The sequence below is a fragment of the Sphingobium sp. B11D3D genome (assembly GCF_025961755.1).
Taxonomy (GTDB): domain Bacteria; phylum Pseudomonadota; class Alphaproteobacteria; order Sphingomonadales; family Sphingomonadaceae; genus Sphingobium.
The window spans coordinates 2,875,691-2,891,127 of record NZ_JAOQOG010000001.1; the positions used below are offsets into that span (position 1 = coordinate 2,875,691).

Sequence of the window (15,437 nt, forward strand, 5' to 3'; positions counted from 1 at the left end):
AGCAGCGCTTAACGTCGCCGCGCGCAGCCCAACGCCGCCGCGTCGACGGCGGTGGCGGCACCGCCCAGGGCATAGCGATCGGTAAAGCGGCCGCCGGCCCGCGCCCGCCCGGAGATGCTCATCGTCCGATTGGTGCGCATGGCGGCGATGATCGCCGCATCGCTTGCCGCATCCGCCGCCCAGACATCCGCCTCGGACCCAACCAGCGCGAATTGCCTGCCGCCGAGGGACAGAACCGCGTGCGTATCCTTGGCCAGTTGATGGCTGAGGCGAATATTCACCTGTCCGCGCAGCCCGGCGCGGGGCCAGTAGCCAATGGCGGCGAACGGGCGCCAGGGCGAGGCTTCCCAGCCCCCGGCCATCGGCTGGGCCATGGCAAAGCAGCGCTGGGCGTTCGGATCCCGGAACGCGCCCCAGCCCTCGAACACGCCGAGCACATCCCGCGCCCGCGCGCTGCCGGCCGCGGCAAGCGCGGCGCCGATCAGCAGCAGAGCGAGCGCGCGGACAGGGCGGGTGAGCGTCATGCCGCCGGACAAAGCGTAACGCGCCCGCGAACACAAGACGGCGCCGGGTGGACGCGCGCTTTTTTCTCGGGGCGACTTGCCCCATGCGGCAATTTCGATAAGGAATGAGGCTCCAAGAGCGGACTCCTTCGCTCCGACTCCATCAACCGGATAAGAAACGGACACCAGAGGGATGAAGGCCACCATCGAACGTGCGACGCTCCTGAAGAGCCTCGGCCATGTCCAGTCGGTCGTGGAGCGGCGCAACACGATCCCGATTCTCTCGAACGTGCTGATCGACGCGACCGGCGACGGCGCCATCAAGCTGATGGCCACCGATCTCGATCTGCAGATCGTCGAGAATGTGCAGGCGCAGGTGGAAACGCCGGGCGCCACCACCGTCTCGGCCCACACCTTGTTCGACATCGCGCGCAAGCTGCCCGAGGGCAGCCAGGTCCGCCTGGAAGCTGCCGAGGGCAAGATGCTCGTGCAGGCCGGGCGTGCCCGGTTCAACCTGCAGACCCTGCCGCGCGACGACTTCCCGATCATCGCGGAAGGCGCGCTGCCCACCAGCTTCGAGCTGCCGGCCGCCTCGCTCATCCAAATCATCGACAAGACGCGCTTTGCGATCTCCACCGAGGAGACGCGCTATTATCTGAACGGCATCTTCCTGCACGTCGCGGAAGACCCCGCCCCGGTGCTGAAGGCCGCCGCGACCGATGGCCACCGCCTCGCCCGCGTGACGGTCGTGCGCCCCGATGGCGCCGAGGGCATGCCGGACATCATCATTCCGCGCAAATGCATCGCCGAGCTGCGCAAACTGCTCGACGAAGTGGATGGCAGCGTGCGCATCGACCTCTCGCCCACCAAGATTCGCTTCGACCTCGGCAATGCGGTGCTGACCAGCAAGCTGATCGACGGCACCTTCCCGGATTACAGCCGCGTGATCCCGACCGGCAACGACAAGCTGCTCAAGATCGATCCGCGCAGCTTCGAGGAAGGCGTGGACCGCGTCGCGACCATCGCCACCGAGAAGACCCGCGCCGTGAAGATGGCATTGGAGAAGGACAAGATAACCCTCTCCGTCACCAGCCCCGAAAACGGCACCGCCGCCGAGGAAGTCCCTGGCGACTACAGCGCCGCGCCCATCGAAATCGGCTTCAACGCGCGCTACCTGCTCGACATTCTCGGTCAGGTGGAAGGCGACTCGGTGGAAGTCCACCTCGCCGACGCCGCCGCGCCGACGCTCATTCGCGAGAATGAGAAGGCGCCGGCGCTTTACGTGCTCATGCCGATGCGGGTCTGATCCCGCGCACCAGGCTTATTTGGGATTGCCCAGCACCGAGAGGGCCGCGACCGACAGGCTGCGTATGGCCGTTGGGATGGCGCTTTCGGCGTCCGGCAGGAAGTAGGGCGAGTGGTTTGTCGGGAGCGGCTCGCCACGCTTGGCATAATCCGCGATGACCGACGACAGATAGCCGCCGACACCCAGATAGACCGAGCGCATGCCGCTGGCTGACACCAGTTCCGAATAATCCTCGCTGGCAGAACCGCCCGGCGCGCTGGCCGGGATCAGCGTAATGTCGTCCCACCCCGCCGTGCGCAGGGCAGCTGCGGTTTTCGCAGCGAGATCATCGTCATTGATGACCGATGCCGCGCCCCGGCTGTGATCGATCACCGGTTCGGGCGCCTGCGACATCGCCGCGACGGAGAGCGCCGTGCGCTTCACGCCCTCGACCAGCTGCTCGCGAACCTCCGGCGAGAAGGAGCGCAGCGTCAGGGCCAGCGATGCCGTGTCCGGGATGATATTGGCCGCCGAGCCCGCCTGGAACGAGCCGACCGTCACGACCCCGAACTCAAACGGATCCTTCTGCCGGCTGACCACGGTTTGCACATCCATCACGAAGCGCGCGCCCATCACGACGGGATCGATGGTGCGGCTCGGCATCGAGCCGTGACCGCCCTTGCCCTTGAAAGTGATCCGGATGGTGTCCGAATTGCTGGTAAAGGCGCCCTGCTTGACGACGATCCGGCCGACAGGATCATTGCCGACATGGGCCGCAAAGCCGTAATCGGGCTTGGGGAAGCGCGTGAACAGACCGTCCTCGACCATCTTGCGCGCGCCCTGCCCGCTTTCCTCGCCCGGCTGGGCGACAAACAGCATCGTCCCGCGCCACTGGTCCCGCATGGCGAGCATGGCTTTCGCCGTGCCGACCCACCAGGCCATGTGCAGATCATGGCCGCAGCTATGCGCGACGAACGTGGTCTTGCCTTGATACTGCGCCTCACGGGTGCTCGCGAAGGGCGACTGGCTCAGCTCCTTCATCGGCAGGGCATCCATGTCCGCACGGATCAGCACCACCGGCCCCTCGCCATTGCGCAGCACGGCGACGACGCCGGTCCCGCCGACCTTCTCGGTAACCTCCAGCCCCAGCTTGCGCATTTCCTGCGCCAGCCGCGCGGCCGTGCGGGTTTCCGCCAGGCTCAGCTCGGGATTGGCGTGCAGATCGCGGTAGAGCGCGATCAGATCAGGCGTGTTCTGCTTGATGGATTGCTCGATAGCACCGGTCGCTCGCGCATCCACGGTCGCGGCCATGGCCGGACTGGCCAGCGCCGACATGGCGAGGAGGAACGCGAGAGGGGATTTGAGCATGGCATCTCTCCGGAAAGCAGGAGGCTGGGTGGCACGAAGCGGGCCGGAGCATAGACATGGGTCTGGGCGAGGTGAAGTTGAAAGTTATGCAGAAGATGCATACTAGTACACCCGCAGCGGACGGGATGCGCTGATCGGAAAGGACCATGACCATGCAAGAGAGTGCCCACGGCAGCCACGGAATGGTCACCGCACCTCATCATCTGGCCAGCGAAGCCGGCCTGTCCATCCTGCGGGATGGCGGCACGGCGATCGAGGCCGCGATTGCCACCGCCGCCTGCCTCGCCGCGGTCTATCCGCATATGACGGGTATCGGCGGGGATGGTTTCTGGCTGATCCACGAGCCAGACGGCCGGGTCTGGGCCATCGACGCCTGCGGGCGCAGTCCTCTGGCGCTTGGCGATGCCTATGCCGGCCTGTCGGCCATTCCCTGGCGCGGGCCGCTCGCCGCCAATACCGTGGCGGGCACGGTCTCTGGCTGGGATCTGGCCCGATCGTCGCTGTCCTCTCCCCTCCCCCTGCATCGACTGCTCGCGGACGCCATTGCCCATGCCGAACAGGGCGTGGCGGTGACCGCCGGCGGCGCCGAACTGGCCGCGAGCAAATCGGACGAACTGACATGCGTACCGGGCGCCTATCGCACGATCTTTGAGCCGGAGGGCCGCCCGCTCCGCGAGGGCGAAACGCTGCGCCAGCCGCAACTGGCCGAAACGCTGAGAATGCTGACCGAGGATGGGCTGGACAGCTTCTATCGCGGCGCGCTGGCCGAGCGGATCGCCGATGATCTCGCGCGGCTGGGTAGCCCGGTGACGGCGCAGGATCTGGCAGCCCACCGCGCGACCTCGCCCGCCCCGCTCTCCGTGCGGCTACGCGACGCCATGCTCTACAACACTGCCCCGCCGACGCAGGGCCTTGCCTCGCTGCTGATCCTCGCGCTGTTCGACCGGTTGCCGGCGGAACAGGCCGAAAGCTTCGCGCATCTGCACGGGCTGGTCGAGGCGACCAAGCAGGCCTTTCTGGTCCGCGATGCGCATGTCGGCGATCCGGCTTTCATGGCGATTGATCCGCAGGCGCTGCTCGACGACGCGGCGGGCCTTGACCGGATGGCGCAGGCGATCGATCCGGCGCGCGCCATGCCCTGGCCGCGCCCCTCGGCCCTGGGAGATACCTGCTGGTTCGCCGCTGCCGATGCGCGCGGGCAGGTGGTGAGCTGCATCCAGAGCACCTATTTCGAGTTCGGCTCGGGCCTGGTGCTCCCGCAGAGCGGCATCACATGGCAGAATCGCGGCTGCTCTTTCCGCCTCGCCGACGAGGGCTGGAATGCCCTCAAGCCCGGCCGCAAGCCGTTCCACACCTTGAATCCCGCGCTGGCGCATTTCGATGACGGCCGGGTGATGGCCTATGGCACTATGGGTGGCGAAGGCCAGCCACAGACGCAGGCCGCTCTGTTCAGCCGCTATGCCCGCTTCGGCGTGCCGTTGCAGCAGGCGATCTCCGCACCGCGCTGGCTGCTCGGCCGGACATGGGGGGAAGAGAGCACATCACTCAAGCTGGAGGACCGCTTCGACCCGGCGCTTTATGCGCAGCTTCGCGCGGCGGGGCATGAGGTGGAGCTGGTCGCACCGATGACGGCGATGATGGGCCATGCCGGCGCCATCGTCCGCCATGCCGATGGGCAGCTGGAAGGCGCGAGCGATCCGCGCAGCGACGGCAAGGCGGCGGGCTTCTGAAGTCAGTCCGCGCGGGGGCGTGCCGTCAGTGGCCGCTTCCCTGCAGCGAGACATGGGCGGAGACGATGCGCCATCCCTCCGGCAGCCGCGCCCAGCTCTGGCTCTGGCGGCCGATGACCTCGCCGCCGATCCGCTGGAACTCGACATTGGCGGTCGCGAAATCATCGCCGAAGGTGGTGATCTCCATCCGCCGGATCGTGCGCGGCGGCGAGCCGCCCGCCCGCGCCTTGCGGAAGGCGAGGATCTCCTCGATCCCGTACAGGCATTCGCCAACGCCATAACGCACTGCGCGGGGCGACTGCCAGAACATGCCATCCAGCATGGCGATGTCATTGTCTCCCAGCGCACGTTCGTAGCGATCCACCAGCGCGGTCACTTCCGCGAGGATGGCGGCCTTGTTGATCTCCATCACGCGCGCTCCTGCCCGCTCACCGCATCGATGCCCGCAACGAGGGCCGCCGAATCGGTCACGAAGCCAAAGCACTGCTTCACATTGTAGAGCGTCGCCTCGGCGCAGAAGGCGGGCGAGGTGGTCGCCGCACAATCGGTGAGCAGCACGCAGTCATAGCCCAGGCAATTCGCGTCGATCAGCGTCGCCAGCACGCACTGGTCGCTGTTAACACCGGCGAACAGCACCGTATCGACCCGCAGATTGCGCAGGATGCTGTCCAGCGGCGTATCCCAGAAGCCGGACATGCGATATTTGGAGACGCACACGTCCTGCGGCCCGATCGGCAGTTCGTCGACCACGGCGGCCGCCCAGCTCCCTTCCTCCAGAACCGGTGCCCCGTTCGCCAGCGGGTCGCCGAGGCCGGTGCCGGTGCCGTCCGGCTTGTAGACATGGAGGATCGAGGGGCTGAGGTTCATCCGGTCCGGCCGGTTGCCCCAGTTGAGCCAGATGACTGGCACATCCTCTGCGCGCAGACGCAGCAGCAGCGCCTGCAACGGCGCGATGGGCGCGCGCGCGGCGGAAATATCCACGCCGATCGAGGCCAGCCAGCCATCGGGGTGGCAGAAGTCGTTCTGCATATCCACCACGACAATCGCCGTGCGCGCCAGATCGATCTGCAGATTCTGCGGCGCGGCTTCGCAGGCGACAACGCGGCGCGGCTGGTCGCCCTGCGCGAGAATGGCCTCCTGCGCATTCACCTGCCACGCGCGGCGCGGCGAGCTGCCGAGGCGATGATAGGAGGCTGTCTGGTCCGGCATCATGCGTTTCCTGAGAGAAGAGCGATATCGCTGGCATCGAGATCGACCGGCACGCCGGAGCGGATGAGGTCGGAGAAGCCTTCATCGGGTGTCATGACAGTAAGCGTGTAGAGCTTGCCCGGCCCGGTATTCTCGATGACATGCAGGCCGCCGGGCGGCAGCAGCATGGCGCTGCCCCGGCTGAGCGACACGCTGGCCCCATCGCAGGTCGCCCGCCCTTCCCCGTCCAGCACATAGAAGAACTCGAAGGCGGCCTTGTGGCTGTTCGGTGGGGTCTTGCCGCCGGGCTCGAAAATCTCGACGACGCACACATGCTCGAAGCCGGGCACGGCCTTGTCATGGAGGATCACGAAATAGTTGGTGTCGGTCGGCGCGATGCGGAACGCCTGCAGTTCGGTCGCACGGGAGAGATAGACGGCGGGATTCATGCGCGGGACTCCGGCAAGGGGTAGCGGCTGACATCGGCGAGCAGGCGCGCGAGGCCGCGCCCGGCATGGTCGAGACATTGGGCGCCGTGATCGGCATTGGCGAGGCTGGCATTGCCGATTGCCCCGTCCGGATTGATGTCCTGCGTCATCCAGCCGATGCCCACCGCGCCTTCGAGCCGAAGCTCATCATAATCGCGCGCAATCGCCGGGCCGGTCGAGGGGAAATCCGCCATCAGCTCGCGCTTCACCTGCTCGGGGCGCAGGTGGAGCATCATCGAGCTTTCGACCGCGCCGGCATGAATGCCATGATGCAGCTCGTCCTCGCTGAACAGGCCCTCCGGCACGCCAAAGCCATAGGTGCTCGCGGAGACGGCGAGAGCGCCGTGACGCACGCGCAGCTCGCGCACCAATATCTCGACAAGCTGGGGCTGGCCACCGTGCGAGTTCAGCACCACGATCTTGCGGAAACCGGCGCGCAGGACGGACTCGGCGATATCGATCCAGTAGCGCAGCAGCGTCTCGGTCCCCACCGTCAGCGTGCCGGGGAAGGCCATATGCTCGTTGCTCTTGCCGATGGCGAGCATCGGCAGCGCGACGACGCGCACGCCGTCCGCCAGGTGACGCGCTGCTGCCGCGACGACACCCGCATTGATATCGGCATCGACAGAGACCGGCAGATGCGGCCCGTGCTGTTCGATGGCAGCGACCGGCATGAGGGCAATATCGCGCGCGGCATCCACGGACTGGAAGTCGCGCGTCGTCATATCCTGCCAATATTCAAGCATTGCCTTTATCCCTCAAAACCGCAGGAACGCGCTGGCCGCCATCGCGCCCGTCGCTGCATTTCTGCCCTATTTCGGCCACCCAATCTACGACCCGCACGCGCAAATCCGAGATTCCCCTCTTCTCTTAGTAAGCAGTTTATGTATAACTACTGCTCGACCGAGCGCAAGGATGATCGCGATCCGGCCCGGTGCCGCGCAGGATTGAAACGGAATCGAAGCTTATGAACTTGAATGGTCTGATCGCCGCACTGAAGGGGCCGAAGGTCATCACCGATGCCGCAGCGGTGCGCCGGATGAGCCGGGACTATTACTGGTACAGCCCCATCCTCAAGCGCCAGCTCGCCGATGTGACCGGCGACGTACTGCTGGAAGCGCATTCCGAAGCCGACATTCTGGAAATCGCCGCCGCCTGCTATGCCCATGACGTGCCATTGACGGTGCGCGGCGGCGGCACCGGCAATTACGGCCAGGCCATGCCGATCCGGGGCGGCGCGCTGCTCGACATGCGCGCTATGGATCAGCTCCTGTGGGTGAAGGACGGCGTGTGCCGCGTGCAGGCCGGCAAGCGCCTCATCACGCTCGATCAGGAACTGGCCGAGCATGGCTATGAAATGCGGCTGCACCCCTCCACCCGCACTGTCGCGACCGTCGGCGGGTTCATTGCCGGCGGGTCCGGCGGCGTCGGCTCGATCAACTGGGGGATGCTGCGGGAGACCGGCAACATCCTCGGCGCCCAGCTCGTGACGCTGGAAGCCGAGCCGCGCGTGCTGGAGCTGCGCGGCGCCGACATTGCCAAGTTCAACCACAGCTATGGCGTGACCGGTATCATCACCGAGTTGGAATTGCCGCTCGCCAATGCGCAATTGTGGATCGATGCGGTCGTCACGTTCGACGATCTGCTGAGCGCCGCCCGCTTCGGCAAGGCGTTCGCCGAAAGTCCGGGCTTGGTTAAGAAGCAGTGCGGGGTGATGGCCCCGCCGATCGCCCACACCTATCTACGTCCCATCGCGCAATATGTCCGCGCGGATGAAGCCTGCGCGCTGGTGATGGTCGCCAGCCAGTCCTGGGAGGGGTTCGAGACGCTCGTCGCCGCTCATGGCGGACGCATCGCGCACGATAGCCGCACCGCGTCTGCCACGGGCAAGCGCGTGCCGCTCTACGAGCTGTGCTGGAATCATACGACGCTGCAGGCGCTCAAGATCGACCCGACGCTGACTTATTTGCAAACGCTGCTGCCGGCCCAGAATTGCGTGGAGCTGGCGGACGAACTCCAGCGCCATTTCGGCGACGAGGTGATGTTCCACCTCGAGTTCACCCGCAGCGGCCCGACCGTGAGCTGCTCAGCCATCCAGATGGTGCGCTTCACCACCGAGGAGCGACTGAACGAGATCATGGCCTATCATGAGCAGCGCGGCTGCCGTCAGTTCAACCCGCATGTCTACACCATCGAGGAAGGCGGCATGAAGCAGGTCAACCATGTCCAGTTGGCCTTCAAGCGGGAAGTCGACCCCAAGGGCCTGCTCAACCCCGGCAAGATGCTGGCCTGGGACAATCAAGACGCGCTCGCGGAAATCTGAAAGAAGGAAGGTTGCATGGTTTCGGTTGCGAATAATGAACTGATGACGCGCGTTGGCCCTGGTACGCCGATGGGCACCGTCATGCGCCAATATTGGATTCCGGCCTGCGCCTCATCAGAGATCGCCGCAGACGGCGCGCCGCTGCGCCTGATGCTGCTCGGAGAGAAGCTGCTCGCTTTCCGCGATACCGAGGGCCGGGTCGGCGTGATGGACCATCGCTGCCCGCATCGCTGCGCTTCGCTCTTCTTCGGGCGGAACGAAAAGGGCGGCATTCGCTGCGTGTACCATGGCTGGAAGTTCGACGTGAACGGCAAGTGCCTGGACATGCCGAACGTCTCGGAAGCCGACGCTGCCAAGTTCCAGCCGCGCGTCCATGCCAAGGTGTATCGCACCGCCGAGCGCGCCGGCGTGGTGTGGGTGTATATGGGCGAGCGCGAAACGCCGCCGCCCCTCCCCTGCATCGAAGCCACGATGCTGCCGGATGCCGAACTGCGCGTGACGCTCACACAGCGCGAGTGCAACTGGCTGCAGGCGCTGGAAGGCGACATCGATACCAGCCACTTCGGCTTCCTGCATGTCGGCAGCGTGGCCGACGAGGACGTCGACGCGACCAATATGCACAGCGTCGCGGTGACCAAGCGCGCGCCGGACTTCAAGGTGACGGATACCGACTGGGGCACGATGGCTGGCGCCTATCGCCCCTCTGCCGATGGCGAGGGCCTCTACTGGCGCATCTGCCAGTATATCTTCCCCTTCTGGGCACTCTTCCCGGATGGCACCTTCTCGGACAATGTGACCGCCAATGCCTGGGTGCCGATGGATGACAGCCACACCATGGTGATTAACTTCGCCTGGGTGAAGCGCACCCAGCCGCTGCGCACCACGGTGGATGGCAACACCATTGCGGGCCTCGAATTCCGCCACAACTTCCTGCCCAACAGCAGCGACTGGTTCGGCCGCTGGAAGCTCGCCCAGAATGCCGAGAATGACTATGAGGTGGATCGCACCGCGCAGAATGAGGTGAGCTTCACCGGCGTGACCGGCATCACCCTGCAGGACCAGTATATCACCGAGAGCATGGGCGACATCGTGGACCGCTCCAACGAGCATCTCGTCACCAGCGATCTGATGATCATGCAGACCCGCAAGCGCATCATCAAGGCGGCCCGCGCGCTGCAGGATGCCGGCACGGTGCCCCCCGGCGTAGACGATCCCGAGATCGTCAACGGCGCACGCGGTGGCGCCTATAATGCGCCGGCCGATGCCGACTGGATGGAAGAATATCAGGCCCAGCTCGCCGCGGCCATCGGCCCGGCGCGGGGATAGTCGAACGACGGAAAACCGGCGGCGCTCAGGTCTGGCTGAGCGCCGCGTTCAGCAGATTGCGCATGAGCATGGCACGGGTCATGGGCCCCACCGAGCCATGGCGCGGCGTCACCCAGCCGGCCACCTGCGCGACATCCTCGGCAATGTCCGACACCATCTGCCCATCCACATAGCTAATCCCGACCCCGACGACGCAGGCGCCCGGCCGAACCACCTCCGCGCGCACGAGATCGGGCTGACCGGCTGCGGCGATGATGACATCGCTGTCGCGCAGCATAGGCGTCAGATCCGCTACGCCGCGATGAAGCACGGTGACGACCGCATCGACATCCCTGTCGGCCAGCATCATCGCGAGCGGCCGACCGACCAGTAGCCCGCGCCCGATGATCGCCACGCGGCGCCCGGCGAGAGGTACGTCATACTCACGCAGCAGAGCGAGGATCGCGCTTGGCGTGCAGGGCCGCAACGCAGGTTGACCGGCCAGCATCCGCCCCAGATTGAGGGGGTGGAGCCCGTCCACATCCTTGTCCGGGCTGATCACCTCGATCACCGCGCCGGCATCAATGTGCGCAGGGAGCGGCAGTTGCACGATCAAGCCGTGACAGGCGGCGTCCCGGTTGAGAATGTCGATCAGGGCCAGCAGATCGGCCTGCGAAATGCTGGCGGGGAGATCGATCTGGCGGGAGGCAAAGCCGAGCGCCTCGCAATCCTGATGCTTGCGCGAGACATAGGCCCGGCTTGCCTCATCGTCGCCCACGAGCACCGTGACGAGGCAGGGCCGATGCCCCGCCCGCACGAATGCGCTCTCGTCCGCCCGCGCCTTGATCCGCGCGCGCCATGCTGCCGCGGTGGCATCGCCATCCAGAATCACAGGCATCAGCGCAGCCCGACCGAGGGATCGATGAAGCGGTTGGTCACGACGTCCTGCGGCTTGACATTCGGCTTGGCGCGGATGTCGAGATAGGGCTTGAGCCGGGAGAGGAGCACAGCGCTGCGGGTCATGTCGAAATCGCCCAAAGTCTTGTTCGGCCCGTTGCCGACGATGCCGCGCGAGAGCGAGACGGCAGAGGCTGCTGCCAGCAACTCGCGCGAGGTCTTCCACCAGGGCGCCGCGAAGCCGCCCTCGTTGAAGCGGTAGATCAGGTCGTTCACCTCGCCCGGCGCGCGGATATAATCCACCTGCGCGCGTTGCAGCAGCGGCACCAGCCCCCTGAGGCAGGGCGCCAGCTCGTTGAGCCGATTTGTCGCGACCGAGACCATGCCGGGATAGAGCGGATAGCCCATGTCCGAGAGCAGCAGAAAATCGACCGGCTTGTTCCAGCGCTTCCCATGCGCGAACTGATAGCCCTCGCTCGTGATGCTGCCCTGATTGAGCCAGCGCCCGCGGTTCAGCACGAAGGTTTCGGCGTCGCCATTATAGCCCTCCTGCACCGCATCCTTGGGCAGGCCGTTATTGATGAGATAGCGCCCGAATGTGCGCCGGGTTGTAGAGAGGTAGATCTTGCCTTTCCCCGACTGCGCGAACGCCCGCAGGTCGGCCACCGACCGGAAGCCGCGCGGATAGGTCGCGCGGTCCCAGAACAGACCCATGGGCGATTTGTCGAGCATCGCCACTACGCCCGTAGCGGGGAAGCGGCGCGAGAAGATGAAGGCATTGTCCTGATCGACCAGCGCCAGATGCGGGCGAAGGCCCGCGCGGCTATTGGCTATGTAGAGCGCGGAAAACGGCGTCTCGGCATCGCCAAGGCCGATGCCCTTGCCGCCCACCAGGATCAGCAGGTCGATCCCGGTCGCGCCGATCGGGCCTTGGTATCGCCCCTGGCTCATCTTCCCGCCGCCACCGATCAGCTGGAACAGCCCACCATGCTCGGCCTGCGGCAACCAGTCGAGCTGCACAACGACCGGATTGGGGCAGACCTTGGCCAACGGTGTGCGGTAATGCTCCCGGGCGAAGGTGCCCTGCGCGACCGGCGCAGCCTGCGCAACCGCACCGAGCAAGGCCAGCGCGGCCAACACGGCATGACGTGCCCGCCGCATCATCCCTTCGCCCCGGCCGAATCGTGCCAGTGAGAGAAGAGCCGGTCGCCAAGCCAGCCGAAGAACAGGTAGACGCCGATCGACATCACTGCCGAGACGATGAGCGCGGCGTACATCTGCTCGTAGAGGAAATCGATCTTCGAGTTCACCAGCATCTGGCCTAGCCCGCCATCGCCCGAGACGAAGAACAGTTCGGAGACGATGGCGCCGATCACCGCGAGGCTGGCTGCAATGCGAATGCCGGCAAAGAGCGACGGCAGCGCGGACGGGATGCCCGCCTTGAGCAACGTCGTGCCCCAGCCCGCGCCTTCCAGCCGGAACAGCTCGGCAATGCCCTTGTCGAGGCTCTTGAGGCCGAGAAGCAGCGTGGTGGGAATGGCGAAGAAGGTGAACAAGGCGACGATCAGCACCTTGGGCAGGAAGCCGAAGCCGAGCAGCGACTGGATAAGCGGGATGATCGCCAGCACCGGGATCGACTGCAGCACCACCAGATAGGGTGCGACGGCCCGCTCGATCCAGAAGGAGCGGAACATGAGGACGCCGAGCAGCATCCCGCCCGGAATCGACACGGCCAGACCGGTGAGCGCAATCTGCGCCGTCACGCCGGCGGCACGCAGCAGTTCCGCGCGCACGGCGGCCGAAGCAAAGGCGCCTTCCCAGATCTCGCTGGGGCCGGGCATCAGGAACTGGCGATACTCCTCAAGACCGGCGCGCGCATAAGCGTAGCAGGCCGCGAGCAGGAGGCCGAGCAGCAGCGGGGGCAGCAGTCGCGCGACCCAGCGTGCAGCGGGACTGGCCTTTGTGCGGGCAGCGCGGGGCGGAAAATAGGTCGCTTTGGTCATTTCACACCTCCCGATGCATCCCGCAGCGCCGCCGAGAGCGTGCCGCACAATTCCGCGAATTGCGGCGAGAAGCGCACCGCGTCATCTCGCGGAAACGGGAACGGGATGTCGTAGGCGCCGACAATGCGGCCCGGTCGCGCAGACATGACGATGACACGGGACGACATGAACACGGCCTCCGACACGGAGTGCGTCACGAACATCGCCGCGAACTGCTGGCGCAGTTGAAGGGTCTGCACTTCATCGTTCAGCCGCTCGCGGGTGATCTCGTCCAGCGCGCCGAAGGGCTCGTCGAACATGAACAGCGTGGGATCGAGGGTCAGGGCGCGGGCCAGCGACACGCGCATCTTCATGCCCCCCGAAAGGTGCTTGGGATATTGCTCCTCGAAGCCGCTCAGGCCGACCAGCGCGATCTTCTCCTGCGCCACCCGGCGCCGCTCCTCCCGCCCGACGCCGCGCAATTCCAGCAGCAGCTCGACATTGCGGCGCACCGTGCGCCAGGGCAGCAGCGTCGCATCCTGAAAGGTGAAGGCGATGTGGGAGCGATCCGCATGGAGCGCGCCGTCAGTATAGTCGATCAGCCCGGCGGCGATGCGCAGCAAGGTGGACTTGCCGCAGCCCGAGGGCCCCAAAATGCTGATGAATTCGCCGGGGCGGATATCGAGATTAATGCCCCGCAGGGCCTCGACACCGGTCCCGAACGTCAAAGAGACATCTTGGAAGGAAACGATCGGCGCGGCGGCATCGGCCGCGCCCTGATTCGGGTCAACGCGGCGATCGCCCATGGTCAGAAAGCCAGCATTTCTTTGCGGACCTTCGCCAGGAATTTGGCCGCGCGCGCTTCCGTCATGTTATTGATCCCATAGAGGGCGAGGTAATCCACCTTCACCTTCTTGTTGCACACAACGCGCAGGAAGCGCGTGGCATTCGAGCGCGGCGGATCGAACAGGTAGAGTGCGCGAAGCCGGTCCACGCCATAGGTCGTCACGCTGGTCAGCTTGCGGATGTTGGCGAGGCCCGGCGTCAGCTTGCCGTCCATCATCTTGAACGAGACATCGGGCAGGAACACCCGATCGAAATAGCCCTTGAGCATGGCGGGCCAGCCGAAATTCCAGACCGGATGGCAGAGCACCACGGCATCGGCCGCCTGCAGCCGATCGACATAGGGCTTGATCCGGCGCTGGTTGATCGTGACGTCATGATAGATCGTCCGGTCTTCCTCATTGAGGATCGGATCGAAATTCTCCGCATAGAGATCCAGATCATCGACCTCGTGCCCCGCCTCGATGAGGCTGGAGACAACCGTGTTGTGAATGTCGACCGCGAGGCCCGTCTTCAGCGGATAGGCATATATGACATGAACTTTCATGCCGATAGTTATACATAAACTGCTTACTAAGACAAGACTGACACTTGGCCGCTCTGCTATTTTTCAGTGTTATGATTCAATGACTTATCTGTTCATACCGCTGAGACATGCGCCGGCACTAAGACGGAAATACACCGACAGCGCCGATGAGTCTCCCGCGTCGTCCTCATGTGTCCGGCTTGGCGCTGGACAGGAGGTAGGCGCTCAGCATCTCCTGGGCGTGGCGCCGGCGTTCCGATTTCCAGCGCTCACTGTGCAGGTTGGCGCTGAAGATCGCCGAGAGCGTGTAGACGTTGGACAGGTGGAAATAGGACAGCGCAACCATCGACACATAGAGTTGCAACGGATCGATATCCTCGCGGAACACCTTCTGCTCCACGCCCCGCGCAAGCGTCTCCTTGATGGCGTCCATCAGCGGTGAACTCAGCGTCGGCGCGCGCATCGAGGTGGAGAGATAGGCGCCCTGCTGCAGGTTTTCCCCGGTCCACAATGAGATGACATGCGGGTTGGCCGCAAAGTGCGAGTAGGTGAAGTTGAACAGCTTCATCATCGCCTCATACGGTTCGAGGTTCGCGAGATTCAGCGCCGCTTCCTTCTTGCGGATGTCCTCATACACATGATCGAGCACGAAGACGTAAAGCTGCTCCTTGTTGCCGTAATAATGGTAGATCATCCGCATGTTGGCGCCGGAGCGCTGTGCGATCGAATCGATGCGCGCGCCGCTCAGCCCGCGCTCGGCGAATTCCTCGATGGCGGCTTCCAGAATCTTCTTGCGCGTGCCAGCCGCATCCCGCGTGCGGCGCAGACCCTTCGCATCGTCGGCCGGTTCAGCGACCTGCGTCCTGGCGGCACGCGCGCCGACAGTCTTCCGCACCGCTGCTTTCGGTCCTCTTACGCTCGGTTGTCTCGCCACGTCCCATCCTCTTCATATGACCCGGCCCACGCCGGCCCCTTGTTGACCCTATCGCCGCTTGCCCC

At 65.3% G+C, this 15,437-nt stretch carries 16 protein-coding genes; 4 read left to right on the forward strand and 12 right to left on the reverse strand.

Going from position 1 to position 15,437, the window contains the following annotated elements:
• Positions 1-8 precede the first annotated feature (8 nt).
• Positions 9-524 (reverse strand): hypothetical protein, encoded by a 516-nt coding sequence (locus M2334_RS13615; RefSeq protein ID WP_264605702.1) that lies wholly within the window; start codon positions 522-524, stop codon positions 9-11.
• A gap of 172 nt (positions 525-696) precedes the next feature.
• On the opposite strand from M2334_RS13615, the gene dnaN reads away from it, so the two are divergent.
• Entirely contained in the window at positions 697-1,809 is a 1,113-nt protein-coding gene (dnaN, locus tag M2334_RS13620; protein WP_181558834.1) for a DNA polymerase III subunit beta, read from the forward strand.
• A gap of 15 nt (positions 1,810-1,824) precedes the next feature.
• On the opposite strand, the gene M2334_RS13625 is transcribed toward dnaN, so the two are convergent.
• Entirely contained in the window at positions 1,825-3,156 is a 1,332-nt protein-coding gene (locus M2334_RS13625) for an amidohydrolase (protein WP_264605703.1), read from the reverse strand.
• Positions 3,157-3,308: 152 nt separating this feature from the next.
• Between M2334_RS13625 and M2334_RS13630 the strand changes: the two genes are divergently transcribed.
• On the forward strand, positions 3,309-4,886 hold the full coding sequence (locus tag M2334_RS13630; RefSeq protein ID WP_264606091.1) for a gamma-glutamyltransferase family protein: 1,578 nt from the start codon (positions 3,309-3,311) through the stop codon (positions 4,884-4,886).
• A 25-nt stretch (positions 4,887-4,911) separates the two neighbouring features.
• On the opposite strand, the gene hpxZ is transcribed toward M2334_RS13630, so the two are convergent.
• The 4 genes from hpxZ to M2334_RS13650 are packed head-to-tail and all read right to left on the reverse strand — an operon-like array spanning position 4,912 to position 7,287.
• Positions 4,912-5,295: an oxalurate catabolism protein HpxZ gene (gene hpxZ / locus M2334_RS13635; RefSeq protein WP_264595041.1), complete on the reverse strand. Its 384-nt coding sequence runs from the start codon at positions 5,293-5,295 to the stop codon at positions 4,912-4,914.
• The gene (locus tag M2334_RS13640; protein ID WP_264595042.1) at positions 5,295-6,095 is read right to left on the reverse strand and encodes a cysteine hydrolase family protein; all 801 of its coding nucleotides are present in this window, start codon (positions 6,093-6,095) and stop codon (positions 5,295-5,297) included. Before M2334_RS13640 ends, hpxZ begins: the two co-directional genes overlap by 1 nt.
• Positions 6,095-6,523 (reverse strand): cupin domain-containing protein, encoded by a 429-nt coding sequence (locus M2334_RS13645; RefSeq protein WP_264595043.1) that lies wholly within the window; start codon positions 6,521-6,523, stop codon positions 6,095-6,097. The genes M2334_RS13640 and M2334_RS13645 overlap by 1 nt, the downstream gene beginning before the upstream one ends.
• Positions 6,520-7,287, reverse strand: a complete 768-nt coding sequence (locus M2334_RS13650) for a creatininase family protein (RefSeq protein WP_264605704.1) — start codon at positions 7,285-7,287, stop codon at positions 6,520-6,522. Before M2334_RS13650 ends, M2334_RS13645 begins: the two co-directional genes overlap by 4 nt.
• Positions 7,288-7,529: 242 nt before the next feature.
• On the opposite strand from M2334_RS13650, the gene M2334_RS13655 reads away from it, so the two are divergent.
• Together M2334_RS13655 and M2334_RS13660 are read left to right on the forward strand one after the other, a co-directional pair.
• Positions 7,530-8,885, forward strand: a complete 1,356-nt coding sequence (locus M2334_RS13655; protein WP_264595044.1) for an FAD-binding oxidoreductase — start codon at positions 7,530-7,532, stop codon at positions 8,883-8,885.
• Between the two features lie 15 nt (positions 8,886-8,900).
• Positions 8,901-10,211, forward strand: coding sequence for a Rieske 2Fe-2S domain-containing protein (locus M2334_RS13660; protein WP_264576461.1), 1,311 nt, complete (start codon positions 8,901-8,903; stop codon positions 10,209-10,211).
• A 25-nt stretch (positions 10,212-10,236) separates the two neighbouring features.
• On the opposite strand, the gene M2334_RS13665 is transcribed toward M2334_RS13660, so the two are convergent.
• The 6 genes from M2334_RS13665 to M2334_RS13690 all read right to left on the reverse strand — a co-directional run bounded on the left by M2334_RS13665 (position 10,237) and on the right by M2334_RS13690 (position 15,333).
• A complete protein-coding gene (locus M2334_RS13665; protein ID WP_264595045.1) occupies positions 10,237-11,088 on the reverse strand; it encodes a bifunctional 5,10-methylenetetrahydrofolate dehydrogenase/5,10-methenyltetrahydrofolate cyclohydrolase in 852 nt (283 codons plus the stop codon).
• Positions 11,088-12,251: a hypothetical protein gene (locus M2334_RS13670; RefSeq protein WP_264605705.1), complete on the reverse strand. Its 1,164-nt coding sequence runs from the start codon at positions 12,249-12,251 to the stop codon at positions 11,088-11,090. Before M2334_RS13670 ends, M2334_RS13665 begins: the two co-directional genes overlap by 1 nt.
• Complete coding sequence (locus M2334_RS13675) at positions 12,248-13,090, reverse strand: ABC transporter permease (protein ID WP_264574553.1); 843 nt, start codon at positions 13,088-13,090, stop codon at positions 12,248-12,250. The genes M2334_RS13670 and M2334_RS13675 overlap by 4 nt, the downstream gene beginning before the upstream one ends.
• Positions 13,087-13,875 carry an ABC transporter ATP-binding protein gene (locus M2334_RS13680; RefSeq protein ID WP_264574552.1) on the reverse strand — a complete coding sequence of 263 codons (789 nt, stop codon included), beginning with the start codon at positions 13,873-13,875 and terminating at the stop codon, positions 13,087-13,089. The genes M2334_RS13675 and M2334_RS13680 overlap by 4 nt, the downstream gene beginning before the upstream one ends.
• 2 nt (positions 13,876-13,877) lie before the next feature.
• Entirely contained in the window at positions 13,878-14,459 is a 582-nt protein-coding gene (locus M2334_RS13685) for an NAD(P)H-dependent oxidoreductase (protein WP_264574551.1), read from the reverse strand.
• A gap of 166 nt (positions 14,460-14,625) precedes the next feature.
• The gene (locus M2334_RS13690) at positions 14,626-15,333 is read right to left on the reverse strand and encodes a TetR family transcriptional regulator (protein WP_181558823.1); all 708 of its coding nucleotides are present in this window, start codon (positions 15,331-15,333) and stop codon (positions 14,626-14,628) included.
• Between the last annotated feature and the right edge of the window lie 104 nt (positions 15,334-15,437).

Coding starts and splice junctions, on each gene's coding strand:
- M2334_RS13615 (WP_264605702.1), bottom strand. CDS start 524: ATGACGCTCACCCGCCCTGTCCGCGCGCTCGCTCTGCTGCTGATCGGC.
- dnaN (WP_181558834.1), top strand. CDS start 697: ATGAAGGCCACCATCGAACGTGCGACGCTCCTGAAGAGCCTCGGCCAT.
- M2334_RS13625 (WP_264605703.1), bottom strand. CDS start 3,156: ATGCTCAAATCCCCTCTCGCGTTCCTCCTCGCCATGTCGGCGCTGGCC.
- M2334_RS13630 (WP_264606091.1), top strand. CDS start 3,309: ATGCAAGAGAGTGCCCACGGCAGCCACGGAATGGTCACCGCACCTCAT.
- hpxZ (WP_264595041.1), bottom strand. CDS start 5,295: ATGGAGATCAACAAGGCCGCCATCCTCGCGGAAGTGACCGCGCTGGTG.
- M2334_RS13640 (WP_264595042.1), bottom strand. CDS start 6,095: ATGCCGGACCAGACAGCCTCCTATCATCGCCTCGGCAGCTCGCCGCGC.
- M2334_RS13645 (WP_264595043.1), bottom strand. CDS start 6,523: ATGAATCCCGCCGTCTATCTCTCCCGTGCGACCGAACTGCAGGCGTTC.
- M2334_RS13650 (WP_264605704.1), bottom strand. CDS start 7,287: ATGACGACGCGCGACTTCCAGTCCGTGGATGCCGCGCGCGATATTGCC.
- M2334_RS13655 (WP_264595044.1), top strand. CDS start 7,530: ATGAACTTGAATGGTCTGATCGCCGCACTGAAGGGGCCGAAGGTCATC.
- M2334_RS13660 (WP_264576461.1), top strand. CDS start 8,901: ATGGTTTCGGTTGCGAATAATGAACTGATGACGCGCGTTGGCCCTGGT.
- M2334_RS13665 (WP_264595045.1), bottom strand. CDS start 11,088: ATGCCTGTGATTCTGGATGGCGATGCCACCGCGGCAGCATGGCGCGCG.
- M2334_RS13670 (WP_264605705.1), bottom strand. CDS start 12,251: ATGATGCGGCGGGCACGTCATGCCGTGTTGGCCGCGCTGGCCTTGCTC.
- M2334_RS13675 (WP_264574553.1), bottom strand. CDS start 13,090: ATGACCAAAGCGACCTATTTTCCGCCCCGCGCTGCCCGCACAAAGGCC.
- M2334_RS13680 (WP_264574552.1), bottom strand. CDS start 13,875: ATGGGCGATCGCCGCGTTGACCCGAATCAGGGCGCGGCCGATGCCGCC.
- M2334_RS13685 (WP_264574551.1), bottom strand. CDS start 14,459: ATGAAAGTTCATGTCATATATGCCTATCCGCTGAAGACGGGCCTCGCG.